Here is a 21,407-nt window from a genome sequence, read left to right as displayed (position 1 = left end):
TTTGACGTTTTAAGGGCACTTTAAATCAATATAGCATACTTACGAATACGTTTTCGAACTGAAAACACTGAAAATCAAGCAGAAACAAGCATGCTTTATTTTATATAAACAATAATTTTAATTCCCTTTAATTTTGAATTATTAATAATTTATATAGCCATTTTACATAACTGATAATTCTTTTATTTTCTTACTAAATAATGATGTTTATAACCAAGTAGTTACATATTTTTACTTAAAATTTTTGAATAGAATAATTATGGCAATTAAAAAACAATTTTTGAAAAGCAAACCAGTTTGTAAAGTAACTTTTACTGTGCCTGCTGAAGAAGCTAAAAAAGTAGTGGTAGTAGGATGCTTTAATGAGTGGAATGAAAAATCGGCTCCTTTAAAGAAATTGAAAAATGGTTCTTTTAAAGGTACTTTAGATTTAGAATCGGGAAAATCTTATGAGTTTAAATACTTAATAGATGGTACATATACAAACGAACAAGAAGCAGATGGACTTGCTTGGAACGACTTTGCAGGAACAGAAAACAGCGTATTAAATTTATAATAACAACGTTATTGATATAAAAAAAAAGAGCTTCCAATTAATTTTGAAAGCTCTTTTCTGTTTTATAATCAAGTAAGTTTAATTTCTAAACTGCAACTTTTCCTTTAATATGTGGATGAGGATTATAATCTAACAGCTCAAAATCTTCGAAAGTAAAATCTTCGATATTTTTTATTGCTGGGTTTATTTTCATTTTTGGTAAAGGTCTAATTTCTCTAGCCAACTGAACTTCAAATTGTTCTTTATGGTTATTATAGATATGAGCATCTCCAAAAGTATGAATAAACTCGCCTGACTCATAACCACAAACTTGTGCAATCATCATTGTAAATAAGGCATAAGATGCAATATTAAAAGGCACTCCTAAAAAGATGTCTGCACTTCTTTGATATAGCTGACAAGATAACTTACCATCTGCTACATAAAATTGAAAAAAAGCATGACAAGGAGGTAACGCTGCTTTTCCATTGGCAACATTTTCTGAAAAAGACACAGAAGTGTCTGGTAATACAGAAGGATTCCAAGCAGAAACCAACATTCTTCTTGAGTTTGGATTGGTCTTTATAGACGTTATTACATCTTTTAATTGATCTACTTCATCACTATTCCAATTACGCCATTGATGTCCGTAAACAGGACCTAAATCTCCATTTTCATCAGCCCAATCATTCCAGATTCTTACGCCGTTTTCTTGTAAATATTTAATATTTGTATCGCCTTTTATAAACCAAAGTAATTCATAAATAATAGATTTTAAATGTAGTTTCTTGGTAGTAACCATTGGAAAACCTTCACTTAAATCAAAACGCATTTGGTACCCAAAAACACTTTTTGTTCCAGTACCTGTTCTATCTCCTTTTTCGTTTCCGTTTTCTAAAACGTGTTTTACTAAGTCGTGATATTGTTTCATTATAATGTGTAAGCGTTTAATTGTTTATTTGTGTAAACGTCAATAATAAACTTCTGTAAAAATAGAAAAAGCATCAATAATTTTTCTTGATGCTTTTTAAATATTCTATAAAAGTTATTAACGGATTGAAGATAACATTTTATGATTATCTGTGGCGATTCGCCACTATCCTATAATCATACCTGCAATTGTTGCAGACATTAAAGATGCAATAGTACCTCCTATTAAAGCTTTCATTCCAAACTCTGACAATACTTTACGTTGCCCAGGAGCTAAAGAACCAATACCTCCTATTTGTATTCCTATAGAAGCAAAGTTAGCAAAACCACATAACATATAAGTCGCCATAATTATAGACTTGTTAAAAGTTAAATGTGTAGCGCTTGTTGCATTTTTTAAATCTGCCAATTGTATATAACCAACAAACTCACTTGCGGCTAATTTAATACCTAATAACTGCCCCATTAACGCCATATCTTCCTGAGCAACACCAATAAGCCACATTAAAGGAGCAAATATATATCCTAAAATAAACTCTAAAGAAAGACCATCATAAAGAGTGTTTTGTGCAATAATATCGTTTAGAGAAGTAATTCTCCATTCTAGACTTAGATATTCAATTGTAAAACCATCAAAAGATGCAACAGCTCCTAAAATACCATTTAACATCGCAATGATAGCTACAAAAACTAGAAGCATTGCTCCTACATTTACTGCTAAACGAAGCCCTTCTGTGGTTCCATTAGCAATAGCGTCTAATATATTAGCACCTATTTTTTCTTGAGAAACAGAAACGTCAGAATTTACTTCTTCTGTTTGTGGATATAATATTTTTGAGATTACAATAGCACCCGGAGCCGCCATTACAGAAGCTGCTAATAAATGTTTAGCAAACACCAATTCTAACTCTTTATCTCCACCACCTAAAAAACCAATGTAAGCAGCCAACACAGCACCTGCAACAGTTGCCATACCACCAATCATTACCAATAGCATTTCCGACTTATTCATTTTCTCTAAATAAGCTTTTATTAAAAGTGGTGCTTCTGTTTGTCCTAAGAAGATATTACCCGCTACAGAAAGACTTTCCATACCAGAAATACCTAAAAACTTAGATAAAACAATAGCTAAAACTTTTACTACTTTTTGAATGATTCCTAAATAGAATAATAGAGATGTTAAGGCAGAAAAGAATATAATTGTTGGCAATACCTGAAAAGCAAATATGTAACCAAACTTATTCATATCGCCTACAATACCAGCAAATAAAAACTCACTTCCTGCTTTTGTATAAGCTAATATTTCTATAAAAATCCCTCCAACAAATTCGAAAATAGATTGAATAAATTCTACTTTTAAAACTCCAATAGCAATTATTAATTGTAAGAATAAACCAATACCTACTTTTTTCCAATCAATTGCTTTTTTGTTTGCACTAAACAAGAAAGCTATTATAATTAAAGAACACATACCTAAAACACCTCTCCATAAACTCTGAAAGGAAAAACCTTGACTAGGTACAATTTCTGTAATAGCAGAAACAGTTTCTGTACCTTGAGAGAAAACAGAAATTGACAACAAACAGAAAACAGCAATAAATATTTTTTTCATAATGTGTACGTATAATATTAAGAGCGTTTACTTATTTCGTCTCTAATTTTTGCAGCCAACTCATAGTTTTCATCGGAAACTGCATTATTTAATTGATCGTGAAGATCTTTTAAAGATACATCTGAAAAAGGTTCTTCTTTTTGAACAACTAAGTCTTCTAATTCTAACGAAATTTCGTCTGATTCTGAAGTATCTTCGATACCAAATTCTTCTTCTATTTTTAGAAAAATACCTGCTTTTTCTAAAATATTTTCATAAGTATATATTGGTGCTTGAAAACGAACTGCTATGGCAATTGCGTCTGAAGTTCTTGCGTCTATTATTTCTTCTACACCGTCTTTTTCGCAAACTAAGCTAGAAAAAAATACACCATCTACTAATTTATGGATAATTACCTCTTTTACCGTGACAGAAAAGCGGTCTGAAAATGTTTTAAAGAGATCATGTGTAAGTGGTCTTGGAGGTTTAATTTCTGTCTCTAAAGCTATGGCAATAGATTGTGCTTCGAAGGCTCCAATAATAATAGGTAAAGTTCTCGTTCCTTCCATCTCACTCAAAACCAATGCATAAGCACCACTCTGAGTTTGACTGTAAGAAATACCCTTTATAGTTAATTGTATTAAACTCATAAATTTATTTACGTAAAACTAAAAATATTTGTAATTTTTTTTGAGGTCATTTTCACAAACTTTTTAGAGGGCACAATTTAATAAAAATAATAGCTTAAAGCTGATATTTCTTAAAAAAGTGATATTTACTATTGCGTGAAGGATTGTAGCAGTTGTTTGAGCTCTTTTTATTTTTCTTTTAAAAATAAAAAAGCGAGTGCGGAAAGCCTGACAAAATTATTTGGTTCTGGTAAATGTTTATAAAAAAAACTTATCAAAATTTTACTTCTGATAAGTTTCTAATAATACATTTTAAATAATTTTGGCACGCCCAAAAAGAATAAATTCTTTAATTAGATTCCTATTTTAAAAGAAACTCCCAAGCAATGCTTTCATTAACTTTTTAATAATTAAGATGCTTTAAAAGCTTTTAATTTTTCGATTAATTTTGGTACAACTTCAAAAGCATCACCAACAATACCATAATCTGCTGCTTTAAAAAACGGCGCTTCTGGGTCTGTGTTTATAACTACTTTTACTTTTGATGCATTGATACCTGCTAAATGTTGGATTGCTCCAGAAATACCAATGGCAATATATAAATTAGATGCAACTGGCTTACCTGTTTGCCCTACATGTTCTGCATGTGGACGCCATCCTAAATCTGAAACTGGTTTAGAACATGCGGTTGCAGCTCCTAAAACTTCTGCCAACTCTTCTACCATGCCCCAGTTTTCTGGTCCTTTTAATCCTCTACCTGCAGAGACAACAATTTCTGCATCTGCAATAGTTACTTTACCAGTAACTCTTTCTATTTTTTCTGATTTAACTCCTGATTCTACTATTGTAGCTTCAAAAGTTTCTGTGCTTCCTGCAACTTCATTTTCATGAACGCCATAAGAATTTTTGGCAACTCCTATAACTTTATGCTCTGTAGAAATTACAGTATTTGAAAATGCTTTGTTAGAAAATGTTTTTCTTTTTACCGTAAACGGACTCGTACTTGATGGTACATCTACTACGTTAGAAACGCAACCTGCTTCTAAGTTTACTGCAACAATTGGCGCTAGATACAAACCATCTGTACTAGAATCTACAACTACAACAGTTGCACTTTGTGCTTTTGCAACTTCTGTAATTACAGCTGCATATTGTTTTGCATTAAAAGTTTGTAAAGCATCATTAGAAACTGAAACTACTTTCTCTGCTCCGTACGTATATAATTCTGATGAATCGCTTGCATTTATTGTGATTGCAACAACATTAGTACCTAATTGTTCTGCAACTTTTTTTCCATATGAAACTACTTCTAAAGCAGTTTTCTTAAATTTTCCTTCCGATGAATCGGCAAAAACTAAAACAGACATATATTTATTTTTTTAAATTGTGTAAATGTGTAATTATTTAACTGTGTAATTGTTGGGTAATCGTTATAACAATTACACGATTCAACAATTCACCAATTACACCTCTTTATATTACTTTTGCTTCGTTATGCAATAAGCTAATTAACTCATCTACATTATCTGCATCTACTAATTTTACAGCTCCTTTTGCTGGTAGTTTTTCAAAAGATTGAATACTTGTTGATGCTTCATTACTAACTGGCTCTACCACTTCTAATGGTTTTTTACGTGCCATCATAATTCCACGCATGTTTGGTATGCGTAAATCTTTTTCTTCAACCACTCCTTTTTGTCCACCAATTACTAAAGGCAAGCTTGTTGATAAGGTTTCATTTCCTCCATCTATTTCTCTAGTTGCAGTAACAGAAGTACCGTCTACTTCTATACCAACACAACCATTTATAAAGTTAAAATCGGTTAAAGTAGCTAACATTCCAGGAACCATTTGACCATTATAGTCTGCAGATTCTTTTCCTGCCAATACTAAATCATATTCGCCATTTTTAACTACTGCGGCTAATTCTTTTGCTACTTGAAATCCGTCTGTTGGGTTTACATTTACACGTATTGCATTATCGGCTCCAATTGCTAAAGCTTTACGTAATGTAGGTTCTGTTTCTGGACCACCAACATTTACAATTGTAACAGAAGCACCTTGTTTTTCTTTAAACCACATGGCTCTTGTTAAACAAAATTCATCGTAAGGGTTAATAACAAACTGTACACCATTTGTATCAAATTTTGTATCGTTTTCTGTAAAATTAATCTTAGATGTGGTATCTGGAACATGACTAATACAAACCAATATTTTCATAAAATTCTATTTTTATACTTTTTATCTGCAACGAAAATACGTAATTTTTTAAAAAAATACTATGCATGCATAGTATTTTTTTAAATTATTTAACTTTTTCTCATTAAGAAGATACATTTATTTAATAAAATGTAAAAAAAGTATGCTCTTTACAGTTAAAACAAAATTAATAGTAAAATAAAATTTCAAAAAAAATATCAGCGCTCTAGTTTCAAATCAAAAAAGAATAAATTGGATTGACCAAATTAAAGGTTTTGGTATCATTCTAGTTGTTATCGGACATAATTTCCCTTTAATCGAGAATTATATTTATAGTTTTCATATGCCTTTATTTTTTTTTTAATTGCGAGCGTTTTTCATCCTAAGAAATCTTATTTCGAGATCGTTAAAAAAAGGGTTCAACAACTTTTAATCCCATATTTTCTATGGAGTTTTATGTTTTTTCTCTTTGGTTATTTTTAGGCAGAAAATATGGAGAATCAGCAGCTTTAGAACTTTCTCCAGTTAAAAATTTTATGAGTGTTTTTTATGCTCAAGGAGACGTAGAATATATGAATTGGGGAATTCCAATGTGGTTTTTACCCTCCATTTTTTTAACTTTTCTTATTTTTTGGTTGATAAAAAAAATCATCCAAAACAAAAAAGTTAAATTCCTAATCATAATTATTAGTGTATTTATGGGTTTTTTAATTCCTAGATTCACAAACATAAAGCTCTTTTGGAGTTTAGACGTTTCTTTAATTTTTTACACCTTTGGTTACTACACTAAAAACTATTTGTTTTTTAATAATTGGAAAGGAGAGAAAATATCTCTTTTTATTTTAGGTATACTTCATTTAATTTTTTCTTTATTCCTTCTGCAAGAAGTAGACATGTATAGATTTAAATATGGAAATGAGTTTTTATTTATTATAAATGCACTTGTAGGAGTTCTCTTTTGGTGTAACTTTTATAAAGTTTTACCCATTTTTAAATTCTAATCCTTTTTCGGAAAAAACACCATACCAATTTTAGCAATGCAAGTAAGATCTTTGACTTTTATAAAACTAGTACTCTTTTTAACTATAGGACCTCGTGTTTTTAATTTTACCGAACTAGAAAAAATAATCTTAGTCCCTTTTAAACTATTATTAATGTATCCTCATACCCTTTTAGATTTATCTAATATAAAAGGTTTTGATTACACAAAAAGTCTTAGTATTTTTTATTAAAAAATAAATATTGATAAATGAAATTAATTCATATTATTATTTATTTATTTTTGACTAATTTTATTCTCATAAATGATTACTTTTGCAATAGAAATTACTAATTACAATTAATACTAGATGAAAACAGTTCAATTCAGAGAGGCTATATGTGAAGCCATGAGTGAAGAAATGCGCAGAGATGAAAGCATTTACTTAATGGGTGAAGAAGTAGCCGAATATAATGGTGCATACAAAGCATCTAAAGGTATGTTAGATGAGTTTGGTGCTAAACGTGTTATAGATACACCTATTGCAGAACTTGGTTTTGCCGGTGTTGCTGTTGGTTCTGCAATGAATGGTCTTAGACCAATTGTAGAATATATGACTTTTAACTTCTCTTTAGTTGGAATTGATCAAATTATAAATAACGCTGCCAAAATTAGACAAATGTCTGGTGGACAATTCAATTGTCCAATTGTTTTTAGAGGTCCAACAGGTTCTGCTGGTCAATTAGGAGCAACACACTCACAAGCATTTGAAAACTGGTTTGCAAATACACCTGGTTTAAAGGTTATAGTACCTTCTAATCCTTATGATGCAAAGGGTTTATTAAAAGCAGCGATTAGAGATGACGATCCGGTTATTTTTATGGAGTCTGAACAAATGTATGGTGATAAAATGGAAATCCCAGAAGGAGAATACATTATCCCTATTGGAGTTGCAGACATTAAAAGAGCAGGAACAGATGTAACAATCGTTTCTTTTGGAAAAATTATTAAAGAAGCTTATAAAGCTGCTGACGAATTAGCAAAAGAAAATATTTCTTGTGAAATTATTGATTTAAGAACAGTACGTCCAATGGATCATGCTGCTATTTTAACATCAGTAAAAAAGACAAATAGATTAGTTATTTTAGAAGAATCTTGGCCATTTGCTAGTATTTCTACAGAAATAACTTATAGAATACAAGATGAAGCGTTTGATTATTTAGATGCTCCTATTAAAAGAATTACTACTGCAGATACTCCTGCTCCTTATTCTCCTGTTTTATTTGAGAAATGGATACCAAATTATAACGATGTTATAAAAGCGGTAAAAGAAGTGATGTATAAAAAATAAAAAGAACTTCAATAAATTCTTAAAAAAGGCTAATAAATATATATTTTATTAGTCTTTTTTTTATTTGGATTAATTCAAAAAACAACACTTCTATACTAACTAAAACTCACGTATTTTCTACTTTTAAATACTACCTCAATCAAAATATCTTTTTTTTAGTAAGGACGTAAATAACACACCGACTAGGAAATAATTAATTGACGATTACGTTATCTAATTCACAAAAAACAACAAGAATTATTCTTACTAATGAAAATAAAACTCGCTTTAATTTATACTCTATTATTTTCTATCTCTTTATTAGCACAAACAAAAGTAAAGGGAATTATAACAGACGCAGACAACACACCTCTTCCTTATTGTAGTGTACAATTTAAGGGCTCTATAGAAGGAACTACGAGTGATGAAAATGGTGGTTTTTATTTTGAATCTAAGGAAACTTGGAAAGAAATAGAAATATCTTTCATTGGCTATAAAACACTAATAGTACCTTTAGAAAACCGAATTAGCTATAACTTAAAAATTATACTTGAAGAAGAAACAGATGCTTTAGATGAAATTATAATAGCAACAGGAAAACAACCCAAAAAGAACAATCCTGCAATAGACATTCTTAGAAAAATTTGGGCTCAAAAACGTAAAAATGGTTTAAGTCACTTTAATCAATATACCTATAAAAAATACCAAAAGGTAGAATTTGATTTAAATACTATTGATGAAAAATTAAAAGAGAAAAAAATATTTAAAGGATTAGAATTTGTTTTTAAAGATGTAGACACCTCTAGCATAACCGGAAAAACTTTTTTACCTGTTTTTTTAAATGAAAACCTTACGCACGTATATGGAGACAATACTTTAAATAAAGAAAAAGAAGTTTTAATTGCAAACCAAAACTCTGGTTTTAGCAAAGACCAACAACTTATCGATTATGTAGATGACCTATATGCTGAATATGATATTTATGATAATTATTTAAAAATCTTCGATAAAAGCTTTGTAAGTCCATTGTCTAGAACAGGAATCAACAACTATAATTATGTTTTAGCAGACAGTTCTTTTATAGGTAAAAAATGGTGTTATAATATTATTTACTATCCTAGAAGACAAAACGAACTTACTTTTAAAGGTAATTTTTGGGTAAATGATTCCACATTTGCTGTTAAAGAAATTAATTTACAAGTAGTAAAAAATGCGAATATAAACTGGGTTAAAGATGTGTATATAGAGCAAGAGTTTGAATTGTTAAACGATTCTATTTTTGTTTTAAAAAGAGACTATTTATTATCTGATTTTGCACTTAGTAAAAAAGATAAATCAAGAGGGATCTATGGTAAAAAAACAACCATATATAAAGATTATGTTTTCAATAAACCACTAAAGGATGAACACTTTTATGATAAAAAAGTTTTTACGCCAAACACCGATTCCATATATAGTAAATCTAGAGAGTTTTGGGACAATAATAGATTAGAAGAACTCAACAAAAATGAAAAAGGTATTTACAAATTAATAGATACCTTAAAAACGGTTAAAAAGTTTAAGAATATAAACAAAGCTGTTCAGACTTCGTATTCTGGATACTTTGAAATTGAATCCTTAAACATAGACTATGGCCCTATTTTTTCTACTTTTGGTTATAATGATGTAGAAGGATTACGAGTAAGAGTTGGGGCAAGAACTTATAAATCTTCTAATGACTTATTTAGACTAGAAGCCTATACTGCTTATGGCTTAAAAGATGAAAATTTAAAATATGGATTTCAAGCAAAATGGCTTCTAAACAAAAAAAATAGATTTATAATTACGGGTGGAAAGAAAAATGATATAGAACAAATTGGAGCTACTTTAACTGCAAATACAGATGTTTTAGGTAGAAGCGATGGTTCTTCATCATTAATAAGCACTGGCACAAATGATAAACTAACAAACGTTAATATTACTACGCTAACAGGAGAAATAGAACCAGCACCAAATTTAATATTAAAGCTTTCTGCAAATTATAAAACATTAAGTTCAGCTTCAGATAGTTTTAGTTTAGATTATAATGATGTTAACGCTTCAGGTGGCATATCTTCTAATATAAGGCAATTAGAAACCGTATTTTCTATGGGCTATTATCCTAAACGAAAAATGTCTGGTTTTGGAGTACAGCGAGAGCCTGCAAATACAAACTACACAAAATACTTTACCCAAATAACAAGAGGAACTAAAGATATTTTTGGTAGTGATTTTGATTATACTAAAGTACAGCTTTCTGTATTTAAATTATGGGAAATTGGCGGTCTAGGAAGGTTAAAAACTTCCTTAGAAATGGGACAAACTTTCGGAGAAGTCCCTTTAGGCTTATTAAGTGTTGCTCCAGGAAATCAAACCTATTTTATGTTTAACAATACCTTTAACCTATTAAATTTCTACGAATTTGTAACAGATAAATATGCTTCTTTTCATTTAGAGCATAATTTTAATGGTAGAATTTTTTCTAGAATTCCGTTGTTAAAAAAGACAAAATTAAGAACTGTAATAGGTTTTAAAACCTTTTTAGGAGATATCTCTGACAAAAATGTTGCACTGAACACAACCGGCAATAGTTTTGAGATCCCCTTAACTGCTCCTTCTCAAGATCCGTATTATGAATACAGTGTTGGTGTTGCTAATATTTTTAAGGTATTACGAGTAGATTTTAACTTTAGAGGAAACTACTTTGATAATTCAGAAGCAAGAAAATTTGGAGTGACAGCAGGATTGATATTTAATTTTTAAAACAAGAAATTGAAGCATTTTAAGAACCAAATCGAAATCCTTTGCGTAAATTTATGCCCTCAAAACTAAAATAAAATTTAATTTATAACTATTTTTGTGTAAAACCAAAAAATGAAAGAACCGAAAGCAATGAGTAAAGAACCAAAAAGACAAGTAACTTTTGACGTACTTATAGAAATACCTAAAGGAAGTAGAAATAAATACGAATATGATTTTACATTACACAAAATCAGATTCGATAGAATGCTTTTTTCATCTATGATGTACCCTGGTGATTACGGTTTTATTCCAGAAACTTTAGCATTAGATGCAGATCCATTAGATGTATTAGTTTTAGGACACCAACCAACCTACCCAATGGTTGTTATGGAAGTTAGACCAATTGGAGTTTTCTACATGACTGACGAAAAAGGTCCTGATGAAAAAATAATTTGTGTTCCTGTTTCTGATCCTATTTGGAGTAATAAAGAAGATATCGCAGATTTAAATCCTCACAGATTAAAAGAAATTGAACACTTCTTTCAAGTTTATAAAGACTTAGAAAAGAAAAAAGTTGATACAGGTGGATGGGGAGACGCAGCAGCTGCAATTAAAATTTATGATGAATGTGTTAAACGTTATGATGATAGCGAACACAAGAAAAAAAGAACATTTACTATATAAGTAGATAACAAATTACAGAAGTATAAAACACCTTAAATTTTAAGGTGTTTTTTTTGTTTTCAATTTAAACCTCTTATATCGATTATAATTATCAAAACAAACATAATAATATTAAAATTCAATTGGAATTATTCATAAATCTGACATATGTCATAGTATAAATAATATAAAATAAACAGTAATTAAATATAGAATCTTTAATTTATGTATACTTTTTTTATTAATTTAATTTAACTATTTTTAACATAATTAAAAAAAATATGAATTAAATTAACTAAATAACATGGAAATAATAGTAAATTTTTTACCACTATTTGGTGTGGTAGCATTAATCTTCGTTTTTCTAAAAAGTGGTTGGGTATCCAAACAAGCAGTTGGTGACGAAAAAATGTCTCGAATAGCAAAAAACATTGCAGATGGAGCAATGGCATTCTTAAAAGCTGAATATAAAGTCTTAGCAATTTTTGTAATTGCTGTAGCCATCTTACTTTTCTTTAAAGGAAATACAGAAGTAGGTTCTAACGGAATGGTTGCTGTCTCTTTTATTATTGGAGCAATTTGTTCTGCTTTGGCAGGTTTTATTGGAATGAAAGTAGCAACAAAAGCAAATGTTAGAACAACACAAGCAGCAAAAACTTCATTAGGTAGAGCATTAGAAGTAGCTTTTGCGGGAGGTGCAGTAATGGGCTTAGGAGTTGTAGGTTTAGGTATCTTAGGACTTAGTAGCTTATTTATGTTTTACCAAACAATGTGGCCTGGAGCAGAGAACTTAACATTAGTATTAAACGTATTATCTGGTTTTTCATTAGGTGCATCTTCAATTGCATTATTTGCACGTGTTGGTGGTGGTATATATACAAAAGCAGCAGATGTTGGTGCAGATTTAGTTGGTAAGGTAGAAGCTGGTATTCCAGAAGATCATCCTTTAAACCCTGCAACTATTGCAGATAATGTAGGTGATAATGTAGGTGATGTTGCTGGTATGGGAGCCGATTTATTTGAATCTTATGTTGGTTCTATTATTGGTACAATGGTTTTAGGAGCTTTTATTTTAACACCTAATTTTGATGGTCTAGGAGCAGTTTATTTACCATTAGTTCTTGGGGCTGTAGGTATTTTGATGTCTATTTTAGGTACATTTTTTGTAAAAGTAAGAGATGGTGGAAATCCACAAACAGCTTTAAATATTGGAGAATTTGGTTCTGCAGGTTTAATGGTTGTGGCTTCTTACTTTATAATAACAGCTTTAATTCCTGAATCTATAGAAGGTTTACCATTTGGAGCAATGGGTGTTTTTAAAGCAACAATAGCTGGTTTAGTAGCTGGTTTAGGTGTGGGTAAAATAACAGAATATTATACTGCTACAGGTAAAAAACCTGTAATGTCTATTGTAGCACAATCGGAAACTGGAGCAGCAACAAACATTATTGCTGGTTTAGGTGTGGGAATGATGTCTACCATGATCCCCATTCTTTTAATTGCTGCTGCAATTATAGTATCTCACTATTATGCAGGTTTATATGGTATTGCTATTGCAGCAGTAGGTATGTTAGCCAATACAGGAATTCAATTAGCTGTAGATGCATACGGACCAATTTGTGATAATGCAGGTGGTATTGCTGAAATGGCAGAATTACCACATGAAGTAAGAGAGCGCACAGATAAATTAGATGCGGTTGGTAATACAACTGCTGCGGTTGGTAAAGGGTTTGCAATTGCTTCTGCAGCCTTAACTGCTTTGGCTTTATTTGCTGCCTTTATGAAAACAGCTAATGTTATTGCTATTGATGTTTCTCAGCCTCAAATTATGGCAGGTTTACTTGTTGGAGGAATGTTACCTTTTGTATTTTCGGCTTTATCTATGAATGCAGTGGGTAGAGCAGCAATGGCTATGATTGAAGAGGTTCGTCGTCAGTTTAGAGATATTCCAAAATTAAAAGCAGCTTTAGAAGTGATGCGTAAATACGATTCTGATATGACAAAAGCATCTAAAGAAGATAGAGCTATTTTTGATGCTGCAGACGGTGTAGCAGATTATGGGAAATGTATTGATATATCTACAAAAGCATCCATTAGAGAAATGGTATTACCGGGCTTATTAGCAATAGTTGTTCCTGTAGCAGTTGGTTTTATTGGTGGTGCAGAAATGCTAGGTGGTTTATTAGCAGGCGTTACAACCTGTGGTGTTTTAATGGCAATATTTCAATCTAATGCTGGTGGTGCTTGGGATAACGCTAAAAAAACAATTGAAGAACAAGGTAAAAAAGGAACAGATGCTCACAAAGCAGCGGTTGTAGGAGATACTGTTGGAGATCCTTTTAAAGATACTTCTGGACCTTCTTTAAACATACTATTAAAACTAATGTCTGTTGTAGCTTTAGTTATTGCTCCTAGTATTGCTTTAAATAGTACAGATCTTTCTGATTATAATAAGAGTATAAAAGAAGTAAAAATAGAAACTACTCAAACTTCTACAGATTTATCTAGCACAATAACTTCTATAACTATTGATGAAACGAATACTCAAGAAATTATAAAAGAAGAAGCTAAAATTGAAAAGAAAGCTAAAGAGGCAGGAAAAGTAGCATCTGTAAATATTGAAAAAAACGAAAAAGAGGTTACGATTCAATAATAATTGAGAATTTACACATCAAATCAAAAAAAAAGCATCCATTCGAAATTTTCGAAAATGGATGCTTTTTACTTTTAACAAGTATTATATGCCCATATTTAATTGGGATTAAAAATAATAATTATACTTTTTTTCTTCCTGTAATTAAAGATATTAAGAAAAGAATAATGAAGATTACAAAAATAATTTTAGCGATTCCTGCTGCAGTTCCAGCAATTCCTCCAAATCCTAAAACTCCTGCTATTAATGCGATTATTATAAAAGTGATTGTCCAACGTAACATAATTTTAATATTTTAAATGAACGTTTGTTTACTTTAATGATGCCAAACGATGTACATCTATCTAATTTTTTCCAACTAACTAACTAACTAACTAACTAACTAACTAACTAACTAACTAACTAACTAACTAACTAACTGTTATACAAATATATTCCAATTAAACTTTGATTGTGATTGCATATACTCTAAATCTTAACTCATTTAATTTTTTCTTCTTTACTTAAAATTACCATTGAGAATTTAACGAGAATAAAAAAACTTGAAATATTGATAAAAAAGTCAACTTTGTTATTAAAATTTAAACTATTTTTATTTTTTGTACTGAACATTAAATAATTGTTCCTTTAAAATACTTTGCTACAATGATTGAGATTGAAATAATTGCTGATAGTGACAAAGATTTACTAGAGCAAATTGCCATAAAAATAGGAGGTTCTGTTACAAGTAACTGGAGCGAAAATATACTCACAATTAATAATGAGAACGCTATTGGAACAATTAAATTTATACCTTTTGATTGGGGTGTAAACTTGTTAGATTTTGATATAAAACTGCACAAAGAGTTTATTTTTAAAATTCAAGCAGTTCCAGAGTTTAATCCTCTTCGATTTATGTACCCTTCATTTGGTTCTTTTAAACATCGATTTGGTATTGATAATAAAGAAAGCAAAATAGAACAATTTCAATCCTTAATTTTTACAAATAAAACAGATGGTTATAATTATATCCATTTACCTAAGAATGAAAAAGTAGAAATTAATCTTATAGAAATTGTCAGAAAGAAATTTCTAAAAAAAAGAACTACAAACGTTTCTACATTAAATGAAAAATTATATGAAGTTTTCGTAGACACAGATCATGATCATAGATTTATAAATTACGGTACGCTTAATTTAAAAATGGCAGATATAATTGCCCAAATAAAAAATGTAAAAGGGAAAGGAATGTTGCGTATTCTTAAAATTGAAGCCAGAGTTTATGAAATATTATCTTTACACATACAACAACACAATAGACTTCTAGAAGGTGTCCCTTTACCTAAGTCCATTGCCAAGGATGAGTTAAAAATTGTTCGTAAACTAGGTAAAACAATTGTAAAAAATCCTGCTAAAAACTATACATTAGAAGATCTTTCTTTAACTTCTGGTTTAACACAAGCAAAACTTCAAGATGGTTTTAAGTTTTTATACAACAGAACTGTTACAGAATATATAAGACATATTCGCCTAGAATCATCAAGAGACCTTTTAAAGAATACAGATTTAAATATATCTCAAATTGTTTATAGTATTGGATTTAGTAGTAGAAGTTACTTTTCTAAAATTTTTAGAGAAAAGTATGGAATTACTCCAAACGGATTTAAGAAAAAATTATTATCCGTTGTGTAACTCCTTTATAAATCAACTACTATTTAAATATTTTCTTTATAAACATTAAGGTCCCGAACTTACCCAATGCAGTAACAACGTTACTTATTAAGGTCATAGGTTTTATACTTTCTTCAAAATCACTTTTCACCAATTTAAGTTCTTCTAAAGCAATTTGTTTTTCTAATGATAACTGCCTTAAATCAGTATTTATTTCTTCGAAACTTTGATATATTTTCATTTTCGTTTTTTTAGGCATTAATGATTAGTCATAAAATATTCTAGATACTTTAGATATTACTTTTTTCTCAAAAGATTTTCTCGAAAGATAAATAATTATAGAAATAACAAAGAAAAATAATCCCACAAATAAATATCCTAAAGCCGCGTTTTCGAGAAGTTCTCCCAAAGCAATGGCACTAGAAATTGCCAAAAATATAAACCCTAAGACAGATAAACTTCCTATTACAAAAAGTTTAACAATCATACTTAGGGTTAAAGCTGTTACTTGAAATGCCTTTAACTTTGAATACTCTATAGTTTTGGATACATATTCTTTACTTGCTTCAGTTCCTTTATCTGCGGAATTTTTTATATTGTCGAATATACTCATCGATTAGGCAGATTTTTGTAATTTTTTATTTTGTTCTTTCAACTCTTTCAATTTTTTCTCTAAAGTTGAAATTACATCTTCTGCTTTATGACTAACGTTAGATACTACATTTTCTAATTGCGTGTCTAAACTTTCTTTTTGACCCGCTACTGAAGATGATACTTTTTCCGTTAAATCACTTGCCGTATCTACTATCTTATCTTTTGCTGCTAACGCTTCATCAGAAATTCTTTGTCTAGTTTTTGCTCCTTTATCTGGTGCAAATAAAATACCTAAGGTTGCTCCTATTACTGTTCCTGCTAATAATCCTACTACTGTATTGCTACTATTGCTCATAATTTTATTTTTTTGATTAATATATAATTTAGTGTGTTTCACTTACACAAAGATACAGTATTAACAACCTCGTTATTAACTCTATAAATTTAAATCTTAGCTCAAACAAAAAAGCACCTCAAATTGAGGTGCTTTACTAAAAAAAAAAACAAAACTACTAAAAAGCATATCGCTGAGGTCCACCTCTACGTATATCTTCACTTGCAACTTCTTCAAACTGCGTAAAATTATTTCTGAATGCATTAGAGAGTTTAAATGCCGTCTTATAATAAGCTTCATCATTATTCCAAGTAGACCTCGGACTTAATAATTCTGTTGGCACTCCAGGACATGATCTTGGTTGTGCAACACCAAAAACAGAATGTATATGATAATCTTCATATTTATAACTTCCTAAATCGCCATTTAAGACAGCCGTAATCATTGCTCTTGTATATTTCAATGGCATCCTTCTACCTACTCCATACTGTCCACCAGACCAACCTGTATTAATCAACCAAACATTTACACCAGCATCTTTCATTTTCTTACTTAGCATTTCTGCGTATCTAGTTGGATGTAATGGCATAAAAGGCGCACCAAAACAAGCAGAAAAACTTGGTGTTGGCTCCGTAACTCCTGCTTCTGTACCTGCTACTTTTGCTGTATAACCAGAAATAAAATGATACGCAGCCTGATTAGGTGTTAATTTAGAAATTGGAGGTAAAACACCAAATGCATCCGCAGTTAAAAAGAAAATGTTCTTCGGATTTTTTCCTATGGATGGCACTTGTATATTCTCTATGTGGTGAATTGGATAACTAACTCTTGTATTTTGGGTAATAGAAGTATCTCCAAAATCGACAACTCCTTTATCATCCATAACTACGTTTTCTAAAATTGCACCTTTTTTAATAGCTGAAAAAATTTCTGGTTCTTGTTCTGCTGATAAATTAATCACTTTTGCGTAACAACCACCTTCAAAATTAAACACCGTATTTTCTGCCGTCCAACCATGTTCATCATCACCAATTAGACTTCTATCTGGATCTGTAGATAAGGTTGTTTTCCCGGTTCCTGATAATCCGAAGAAAATAGCAGTATCACCTTCTTTACCAACATTTGCAGAACAATGCATTGGTAACGTATTTTTAAAAACCGGCAGAATAAAATTTAAAGCAGAAAAGATTCCTTTTTTAATTTCACCTGTATAACCGGTTCCTCCTATTAAAGCTATTTTTTTACTGAAGTTTAAAATAGCAAAATTGTGTTGTCTCGTTCCATCTACATCTGCGTCTGCCATAAAACCAGGCGCATTTATAATAGTCCATTCTGGAGAAAAAGTTTCTAGTTCCTTTTCTGTTGGACGCAAAAACATATTGTAAGCAAACATATTGCTCCAAGGTTGTTCATTTACGACTCTAATATTTAATTTATATTTTTCATCGGCACAAGCATAACTATCTCTTACAAAAATTTCCTTACCTGATAAATAATCAACAACTTTAGTATATAGTGCATCAAATTTACCCGACTCAAAAGGAATATTCACATCACTCCACCAAACCTCATCTTTAGTTACTTCATCTTTTACAATAAAGCGATCTTTTGGTGAACGACCTGTAAATTCTCCTGTATTAACCGAAATAGCACCTAAAGAAGACACTTTTCCTTGTCCTTTTTTTAAAGTTTCACTATGTAGCTCGTCTGAAGTTAACTGATAACGAACTGTTGCGTTTTTGATTCCTAGACTATTTAACGAAATCGATTTCGTACCTGTATCTACCATATCAATATATTTAATTATTTATAGATTAATTACTGACAAAATTACACTTTAATTCCAAACAGTAACATATCTTACATTAAAATCATCAATTTATTTACTATTACGGTATTTCTTTAAGAATATCATAATCATTAAAAACCAACCAATTATCAATGTTAATCCTCCTAAAGGCGTAACAAACCAAATAGATTTTGCTGTAATTGATGTTAGATGAATCGCATAAATAGAACCAGAAAAAAGTAAAATCCCTAAGAAAAAAAGATAGCTAATCCTGTTTTTTTGTAAAGTAGTAAATCCGTCATAAATATTGATAAATAACAATACAATTACGTGATACATTTGATAACGGACCGCAGTTTCAAAACTCAACAACTCTCTAGCAGTTAAAACTTCTTTTAAAGCATGTGCTCCAAAAGCTCCTAAAACAATAGCCAACATTCCTAGAACACATGTAATAATTAAATTTTTAAACATTTTTAATGGTTTTTGTTAAATTTTAAACAAAATTACTATCTTCGTAAGACTACAAAAATAAGATATATTGATGAAAAATATTCTAATTATTGGTGCAGGAAAATCAAGTTCTTTTCTAATAAAGTATTTGTTAGAAAAATCTGATGAAGAAAACTTAAAAATAACAATTGGTGATATTTCTACTATAAACGCAGACAAGCTTATCAACAATCATAAAAACGCAAAAAGCGTCATTCTAAATGTTTTCAATACCGAGCAGCGTCAAAGAATCATTAAAAAAATAGACATTGTAATCTCCATGTTACCCGCAAGGTTTCATATTGAAGTAGCTAAAGATTGTATTCTTTTTAGCAAACACATGGTAACAGCTTCTTATGTTTCTGATGAAATGAAAGTATTAGATAAACAAGCTAAAGAAAAAGGTTTAATCCTGATGAATGAAATTGGGTTAGACCCAGGAATCGATCACATGAGTGCCATGCAAATACTTGATAAAATTAGAAATAAAGGTGCTAAGATGTTGTTATTCGAATCTTTTTGCGGAGGATTAGTAGCACCAGAAAGCGACAATAACTTATGGAACTACAAATTTACATGGAACCCAAGAAATGTGGTATTAGCAGGACAAGGAGGTGCTGCAATGTTTATTCAAGAAAGTACTTATAAATACATTCCGTATCACAAATTATTTAGAAGAACCGAGTTTTTAAAAATCAATGACAGTAATTTTGAGGCATACGCCAATAGAGATTCACTAAAATACAGAAGTGTTTATGGCTTAGATGATATACCAACCATGTACCGAGGAACTATTAGAAAAGTAGGTTTTTCTAGAGCTTGGAATATATTTGTACAGTTAGGTATGACAGACGATTCTTACACCATAGAAGATTCTGAAAACATGAGTTACAGAGATTTTGTCAACTTATTTTTAGCCTATTCACCTTCAGATTCTGTAGAGTTAAAATTACGTTCTTACTTAAAAATAGATCAAGATGATGTAATGTGGGAAAAGCTAATTGAACTTGATATTTTTAATCCGAATAAAAAAATTGGACTTAAAAATGCGACTCCGGCTCAAATGCTTCAAAAGGTATTAGAAGATTCTTGGACTTTACAAGAAGCCGATAAAGATATGATTGTAATGCAACATCTTTTCGGTTATGAATTGAATGGAGAAAAACATCAAATAGAAAGTAGTTTAACCGTAATTGGAGAAAACCAAACGTACACAGCTATGTCAAAAACTGTAGGTTTACCAGTTGCAATTGCTGCTTTAAAAATTCTAAAAGGAGAGATTAAAACTCCCGGAGTACAACTACCAATTACCAAAGAAGTGTACGAACCGATTTTAAAAGAATTAGAAAATTACGGAATAAAGTTTATAGAAAAAGAAGTTCCTTATTTAGGGTATAATCCTAATTATGTGGTTGGATAAGATTGTTACACGGAGTTGCACAGAGGTTCACAGAGTAAAAACGCCCAACTTTTGCGACCTTAGCAGCGGTTAAAACACTACATCTTCAAATAAAAGTCCTTCGTTAAATTAATATAATCTTCGGTATATTGATGACGTGCAATTTCTATAACCAAGTTTTCTTCTTGTAACTCAGACTCATTAAAAGAAAACTCTAATAAACACCTTTTAACTTCAGAAGTTTCATTTCCTTTAACCTTACAGGTTCTATTCAAAAACAATTGATTTCCCCTTGCAAGATTGATGAAATTTTCTTCCTCCTTAAAAGGAATCACCACACAAAATTTCCCATTTTCAGATAATATTTTAGCCACTCCAATAATCAATTCTTCAAAAGAAAGAGAAGACGTAAAACGCGCTTTATTTCTAGCAGCATCTTCAGTTTCAAAATCATCCGTATAAAAGGGCGGATTAGAAACAATTAAATCATAGGTTTCCTCCTCTTCTGCAATTTCATCTGCAAATTCCGCAAAAGTAGCGTTGTAACAATACAAACGATCTCCCCAATCGGATTCTTCAAAATTAGATACGGTTTGCTCGTAGGCATTTTCATCTACCTCAACCGCGTCAATGGTCATAGCGTCTGAACGTTGTGCAATCATCAACGCTATTACACCTGTTCCTGCCCCAATATCTAAAATAGTATCCGGATAATCAGCTACAGAACACCATGCACCTAATAAAACACCATCTGTACCAACTTTCATAGCCGTTTTATCTTGCTGAATTGTAAACTCTTTAAATTTGAATGGTTTCATGAGTGAAATTAAAATGGCGGTAAAAGTACTTTTTTTATCAGAAGGAAAAGAGCTATTTCAAT

The 21,407-nt window shown here is 30.6% G+C and carries 20 protein-coding genes; 8 read left to right on the top strand and 12 right to left on the bottom strand.

Annotation, left to right across the window (positions count from 1 at the left end; all coding sequences use genetic code 11):
• Positions 1–259: 259 nt before the first annotated feature.
• Positions 260–556 (top strand): isoamylase early set domain-containing protein, encoded by a 297-nt coding sequence (locus H0I29_RS09770; protein WP_218733771.1) that lies wholly within the window; start codon positions 260–262, stop codon positions 554–556.
• A gap of 85 nt (positions 557–641) precedes the next feature.
• Here H0I29_RS09770 and H0I29_RS09765 read toward each other — a convergent pair whose 3' ends face one another.
• From H0I29_RS09765 to H0I29_RS09745, 5 genes are all read right to left on the bottom strand, one after another.
• Entirely contained in the window at positions 642–1,466 is an 825-nt protein-coding gene (locus H0I29_RS09765; RefSeq protein ID WP_218752126.1) for a thymidylate synthase, read from the bottom strand.
• Between the two features lie 165 nt (positions 1,467–1,631).
• On the bottom strand, positions 1,632–3,077 hold the full coding sequence (locus H0I29_RS09760; protein ID WP_218752125.1) for a NupC/NupG family nucleoside CNT transporter: 1,446 nt from the start codon (positions 3,075–3,077) through the stop codon (positions 1,632–1,634).
• 17 nt (positions 3,078–3,094) lie between these two features.
• Positions 3,095–3,706, bottom strand: a complete 612-nt coding sequence (locus tag H0I29_RS09755; protein WP_218732581.1) for a bifunctional nuclease family protein — start codon at positions 3,704–3,706, stop codon at positions 3,095–3,097.
• A gap of 389 nt (positions 3,707–4,095) precedes the next feature.
• Complete coding sequence (locus H0I29_RS09750) at positions 4,096–5,052, bottom strand: electron transfer flavoprotein subunit alpha/FixB family protein (protein WP_218752124.1); 957 nt, start codon at positions 5,050–5,052, stop codon at positions 4,096–4,098.
• A 106-nt stretch (positions 5,053–5,158) separates the two neighbouring features.
• On the bottom strand, positions 5,159–5,905 hold the full coding sequence (locus H0I29_RS09745; RefSeq protein WP_218732579.1) for an electron transfer flavoprotein subunit beta/FixA family protein: 747 nt from the start codon (positions 5,903–5,905) through the stop codon (positions 5,159–5,161).
• A gap of 196 nt (positions 5,906–6,101) precedes the next feature.
• Here H0I29_RS09745 and H0I29_RS18500 point away from each other — a divergent pair, with 196 nt between their 5' ends.
• The 5 genes from H0I29_RS18500 to H0I29_RS09725 all read left to right on the top strand — a co-directional run bounded on the left by H0I29_RS18500 (position 6,102) and on the right by H0I29_RS09725 (position 14,269).
• Positions 6,102–6,248: an acyltransferase family protein gene (locus tag H0I29_RS18500; protein WP_368384475.1), complete on the top strand. Its 147-nt coding sequence runs from the start codon at positions 6,102–6,104 to the stop codon at positions 6,246–6,248.
• A gap of 985 nt (positions 6,249–7,233) precedes the next feature.
• A complete protein-coding gene (locus H0I29_RS09740) occupies positions 7,234–8,214 on the top strand; it encodes a pyruvate dehydrogenase complex E1 component subunit beta (RefSeq protein ID WP_218732578.1) in 981 nt (326 codons plus the stop codon).
• Between the two features lie 249 nt (positions 8,215–8,463).
• Positions 8,464–10,974: a DUF5686 family protein gene (locus H0I29_RS09735; RefSeq protein WP_218752123.1), complete on the top strand. Its 2,511-nt coding sequence runs from the start codon at positions 8,464–8,466 to the stop codon at positions 10,972–10,974.
• Between the two features lie 129 nt (positions 10,975–11,103).
• Positions 11,104–11,637, top strand: a complete 534-nt coding sequence (locus H0I29_RS09730; RefSeq protein WP_068448985.1) for an inorganic diphosphatase — start codon at positions 11,104–11,106, stop codon at positions 11,635–11,637.
• A 283-nt stretch (positions 11,638–11,920) separates the two neighbouring features.
• Positions 11,921–14,269: a sodium-translocating pyrophosphatase gene (locus H0I29_RS09725; protein WP_218752122.1), complete on the top strand. Its 2,349-nt coding sequence runs from the start codon at positions 11,921–11,923 to the stop codon at positions 14,267–14,269.
• A gap of 121 nt (positions 14,270–14,390) precedes the next feature.
• Here the strand turns inward: H0I29_RS09725 and H0I29_RS09720 are convergent, their stop codons facing one another.
• Positions 14,391–14,552 (bottom strand): DUF1328 domain-containing protein, encoded by a 162-nt coding sequence (locus H0I29_RS09720; protein ID WP_165732137.1) that lies wholly within the window; start codon positions 14,550–14,552, stop codon positions 14,391–14,393.
• Positions 14,553–14,914: 362 nt separating this feature from the next.
• Between H0I29_RS09720 and H0I29_RS09715 the strand changes: the two genes are divergently transcribed.
• On the top strand, positions 14,915–15,940 hold the full coding sequence (locus H0I29_RS09715) for an AraC family transcriptional regulator (RefSeq protein WP_218752121.1): 1,026 nt from the start codon (positions 14,915–14,917) through the stop codon (positions 15,938–15,940).
• A 19-nt stretch (positions 15,941–15,959) separates the two neighbouring features.
• Here the strand turns inward: H0I29_RS09715 and H0I29_RS09710 are convergent, their stop codons facing one another.
• The 5 genes from H0I29_RS09710 to H0I29_RS09690 all read right to left on the bottom strand — a co-directional run bounded on the left by H0I29_RS09710 (position 15,960) and on the right by H0I29_RS09690 (position 19,110).
• Entirely contained in the window at positions 15,960–16,160 is a 201-nt protein-coding gene (locus H0I29_RS09710; protein ID WP_218732574.1) for a DUF6327 family protein, read from the bottom strand.
• 24 nt (positions 16,161–16,184) lie between these two features.
• Positions 16,185–16,532 carry a hypothetical protein gene (locus H0I29_RS09705; protein ID WP_218732573.1) on the bottom strand — a complete coding sequence of 116 codons (348 nt, stop codon included), beginning with the start codon at positions 16,530–16,532 and terminating at the stop codon, positions 16,185–16,187.
• A gap of 3 nt (positions 16,533–16,535) precedes the next feature.
• Complete coding sequence (locus H0I29_RS09700) at positions 16,536–16,868, bottom strand: YtxH domain-containing protein (RefSeq protein ID WP_218732572.1); 333 nt, start codon at positions 16,866–16,868, stop codon at positions 16,536–16,538.
• Positions 16,869–17,025: 157 nt separating this feature from the next.
• Positions 17,026–18,636: a phosphoenolpyruvate carboxykinase (ATP) gene (pckA, locus tag H0I29_RS09695; protein WP_218752120.1), complete on the bottom strand. Its 1,611-nt coding sequence runs from the start codon at positions 18,634–18,636 to the stop codon at positions 17,026–17,028.
• A 90-nt stretch (positions 18,637–18,726) separates the two neighbouring features.
• On the bottom strand, positions 18,727–19,110 hold the full coding sequence (locus tag H0I29_RS09690; protein WP_218752119.1) for a DUF423 domain-containing protein: 384 nt from the start codon (positions 19,108–19,110) through the stop codon (positions 18,727–18,729).
• A gap of 70 nt (positions 19,111–19,180) precedes the next feature.
• On the opposite strand from H0I29_RS09690, the gene H0I29_RS09685 reads away from it, so the two are divergent.
• A complete protein-coding gene (locus H0I29_RS09685; RefSeq protein ID WP_218752118.1) occupies positions 19,181–20,548 on the top strand; it encodes a saccharopine dehydrogenase family protein in 1,368 nt (455 codons plus the stop codon).
• 77 nt (positions 20,549–20,625) lie between these two features.
• On the opposite strand, the gene H0I29_RS09680 is transcribed toward H0I29_RS09685, so the two are convergent.
• Positions 20,626–21,345 (bottom strand): tRNA1(Val) (adenine(37)-N6)-methyltransferase, encoded by a 720-nt coding sequence (locus tag H0I29_RS09680; RefSeq protein WP_218752117.1) that lies wholly within the window; start codon positions 21,343–21,345, stop codon positions 20,626–20,628.
• Between the last annotated feature and the right edge of the window lie 62 nt (positions 21,346–21,407).

The organism is Polaribacter sp. R2A056_3_33 (assembly GCF_019278485.1).
GTDB lineage: Bacteria > Bacteroidota > Bacteroidia > Flavobacteriales > Flavobacteriaceae > Polaribacter.
This window is presented reverse-complemented; position numbering and strand designations above follow the sequence as displayed.

What these genes read in the sequence shown, in the direction of transcription:
- H0I29_RS09715 (WP_218752121.1), top strand. Translation starts at nt 14,915, where the DNA reads ATGATTGAGATTGAAATAATTGCTGATAGTGACAAAGATTTACTAGAG.
- H0I29_RS09725 (WP_218752122.1), top strand. Translation starts at nt 11,921, where the DNA reads ATGGAAATAATAGTAAATTTTTTACCACTATTTGGTGTGGTAGCATTA.
- H0I29_RS09770 (WP_218733771.1), top strand. Translation starts at nt 260, where the DNA reads ATGGCAATTAAAAAACAATTTTTGAAAAGCAAACCAGTTTGTAAAGTA.
- H0I29_RS09745 (WP_218732579.1), bottom strand. Translation starts at nt 5,905, where the DNA reads ATGAAAATATTGGTTTGTATTAGTCATGTTCCAGATACCACATCTAAG.
- H0I29_RS09710 (WP_218732574.1), bottom strand. Translation starts at nt 16,160, where the DNA reads ATGAAAATATATCAAAGTTTCGAAGAAATAAATACTGATTTAAGGCAG.
- H0I29_RS09730 (WP_068448985.1), top strand. Translation starts at nt 11,104, where the DNA reads ATGAGTAAAGAACCAAAAAGACAAGTAACTTTTGACGTACTTATAGAA.
- H0I29_RS09740 (WP_218732578.1), top strand. Translation starts at nt 7,234, where the DNA reads ATGAAAACAGTTCAATTCAGAGAGGCTATATGTGAAGCCATGAGTGAA.
- H0I29_RS09765 (WP_218752126.1), bottom strand. Translation starts at nt 1,466, where the DNA reads ATGAAACAATATCACGACTTAGTAAAACACGTTTTAGAAAACGGAAAC.
- H0I29_RS09700 (WP_218732572.1), bottom strand. Translation starts at nt 16,868, where the DNA reads ATGAGCAATAGTAGCAATACAGTAGTAGGATTATTAGCAGGAACAGTA.
- H0I29_RS09760 (WP_218752125.1), bottom strand. Translation starts at nt 3,077, where the DNA reads ATGAAAAAAATATTTATTGCTGTTTTCTGTTTGTTGTCAATTTCTGTT.
- H0I29_RS09690 (WP_218752119.1), bottom strand. Translation starts at nt 19,110, where the DNA reads ATGTTTAAAAATTTAATTATTACATGTGTTCTAGGAATGTTGGCTATT.
- H0I29_RS09750 (WP_218752124.1), bottom strand. Translation starts at nt 5,052, where the DNA reads ATGTCTGTTTTAGTTTTTGCCGATTCATCGGAAGGAAAATTTAAGAAA.
- H0I29_RS09755 (WP_218732581.1), bottom strand. Translation starts at nt 3,706, where the DNA reads ATGAGTTTAATACAATTAACTATAAAGGGTATTTCTTACAGTCAAACT.
- H0I29_RS09705 (WP_218732573.1), bottom strand. Translation starts at nt 16,532, where the DNA reads ATGAGTATATTCGACAATATAAAAAATTCCGCAGATAAAGGAACTGAA.
- H0I29_RS09680 (WP_218752117.1), bottom strand. Translation starts at nt 21,345, where the DNA reads ATGAAACCATTCAAATTTAAAGAGTTTACAATTCAGCAAGATAAAACG.
- pckA (WP_218752120.1), bottom strand. Translation starts at nt 18,636, where the DNA reads ATGGTAGATACAGGTACGAAATCGATTTCGTTAAATAGTCTAGGAATC.
- H0I29_RS09685 (WP_218752118.1), top strand. Translation starts at nt 19,181, where the DNA reads ATGAAAAATATTCTAATTATTGGTGCAGGAAAATCAAGTTCTTTTCTA.
- H0I29_RS09735 (WP_218752123.1), top strand. Translation starts at nt 8,464, where the DNA reads ATGAAAATAAAACTCGCTTTAATTTATACTCTATTATTTTCTATCTCT.
- H0I29_RS09720 (WP_165732137.1), bottom strand. Translation starts at nt 14,552, where the DNA reads ATGTTACGTTGGACAATCACTTTTATAATAATCGCATTAATAGCAGGA.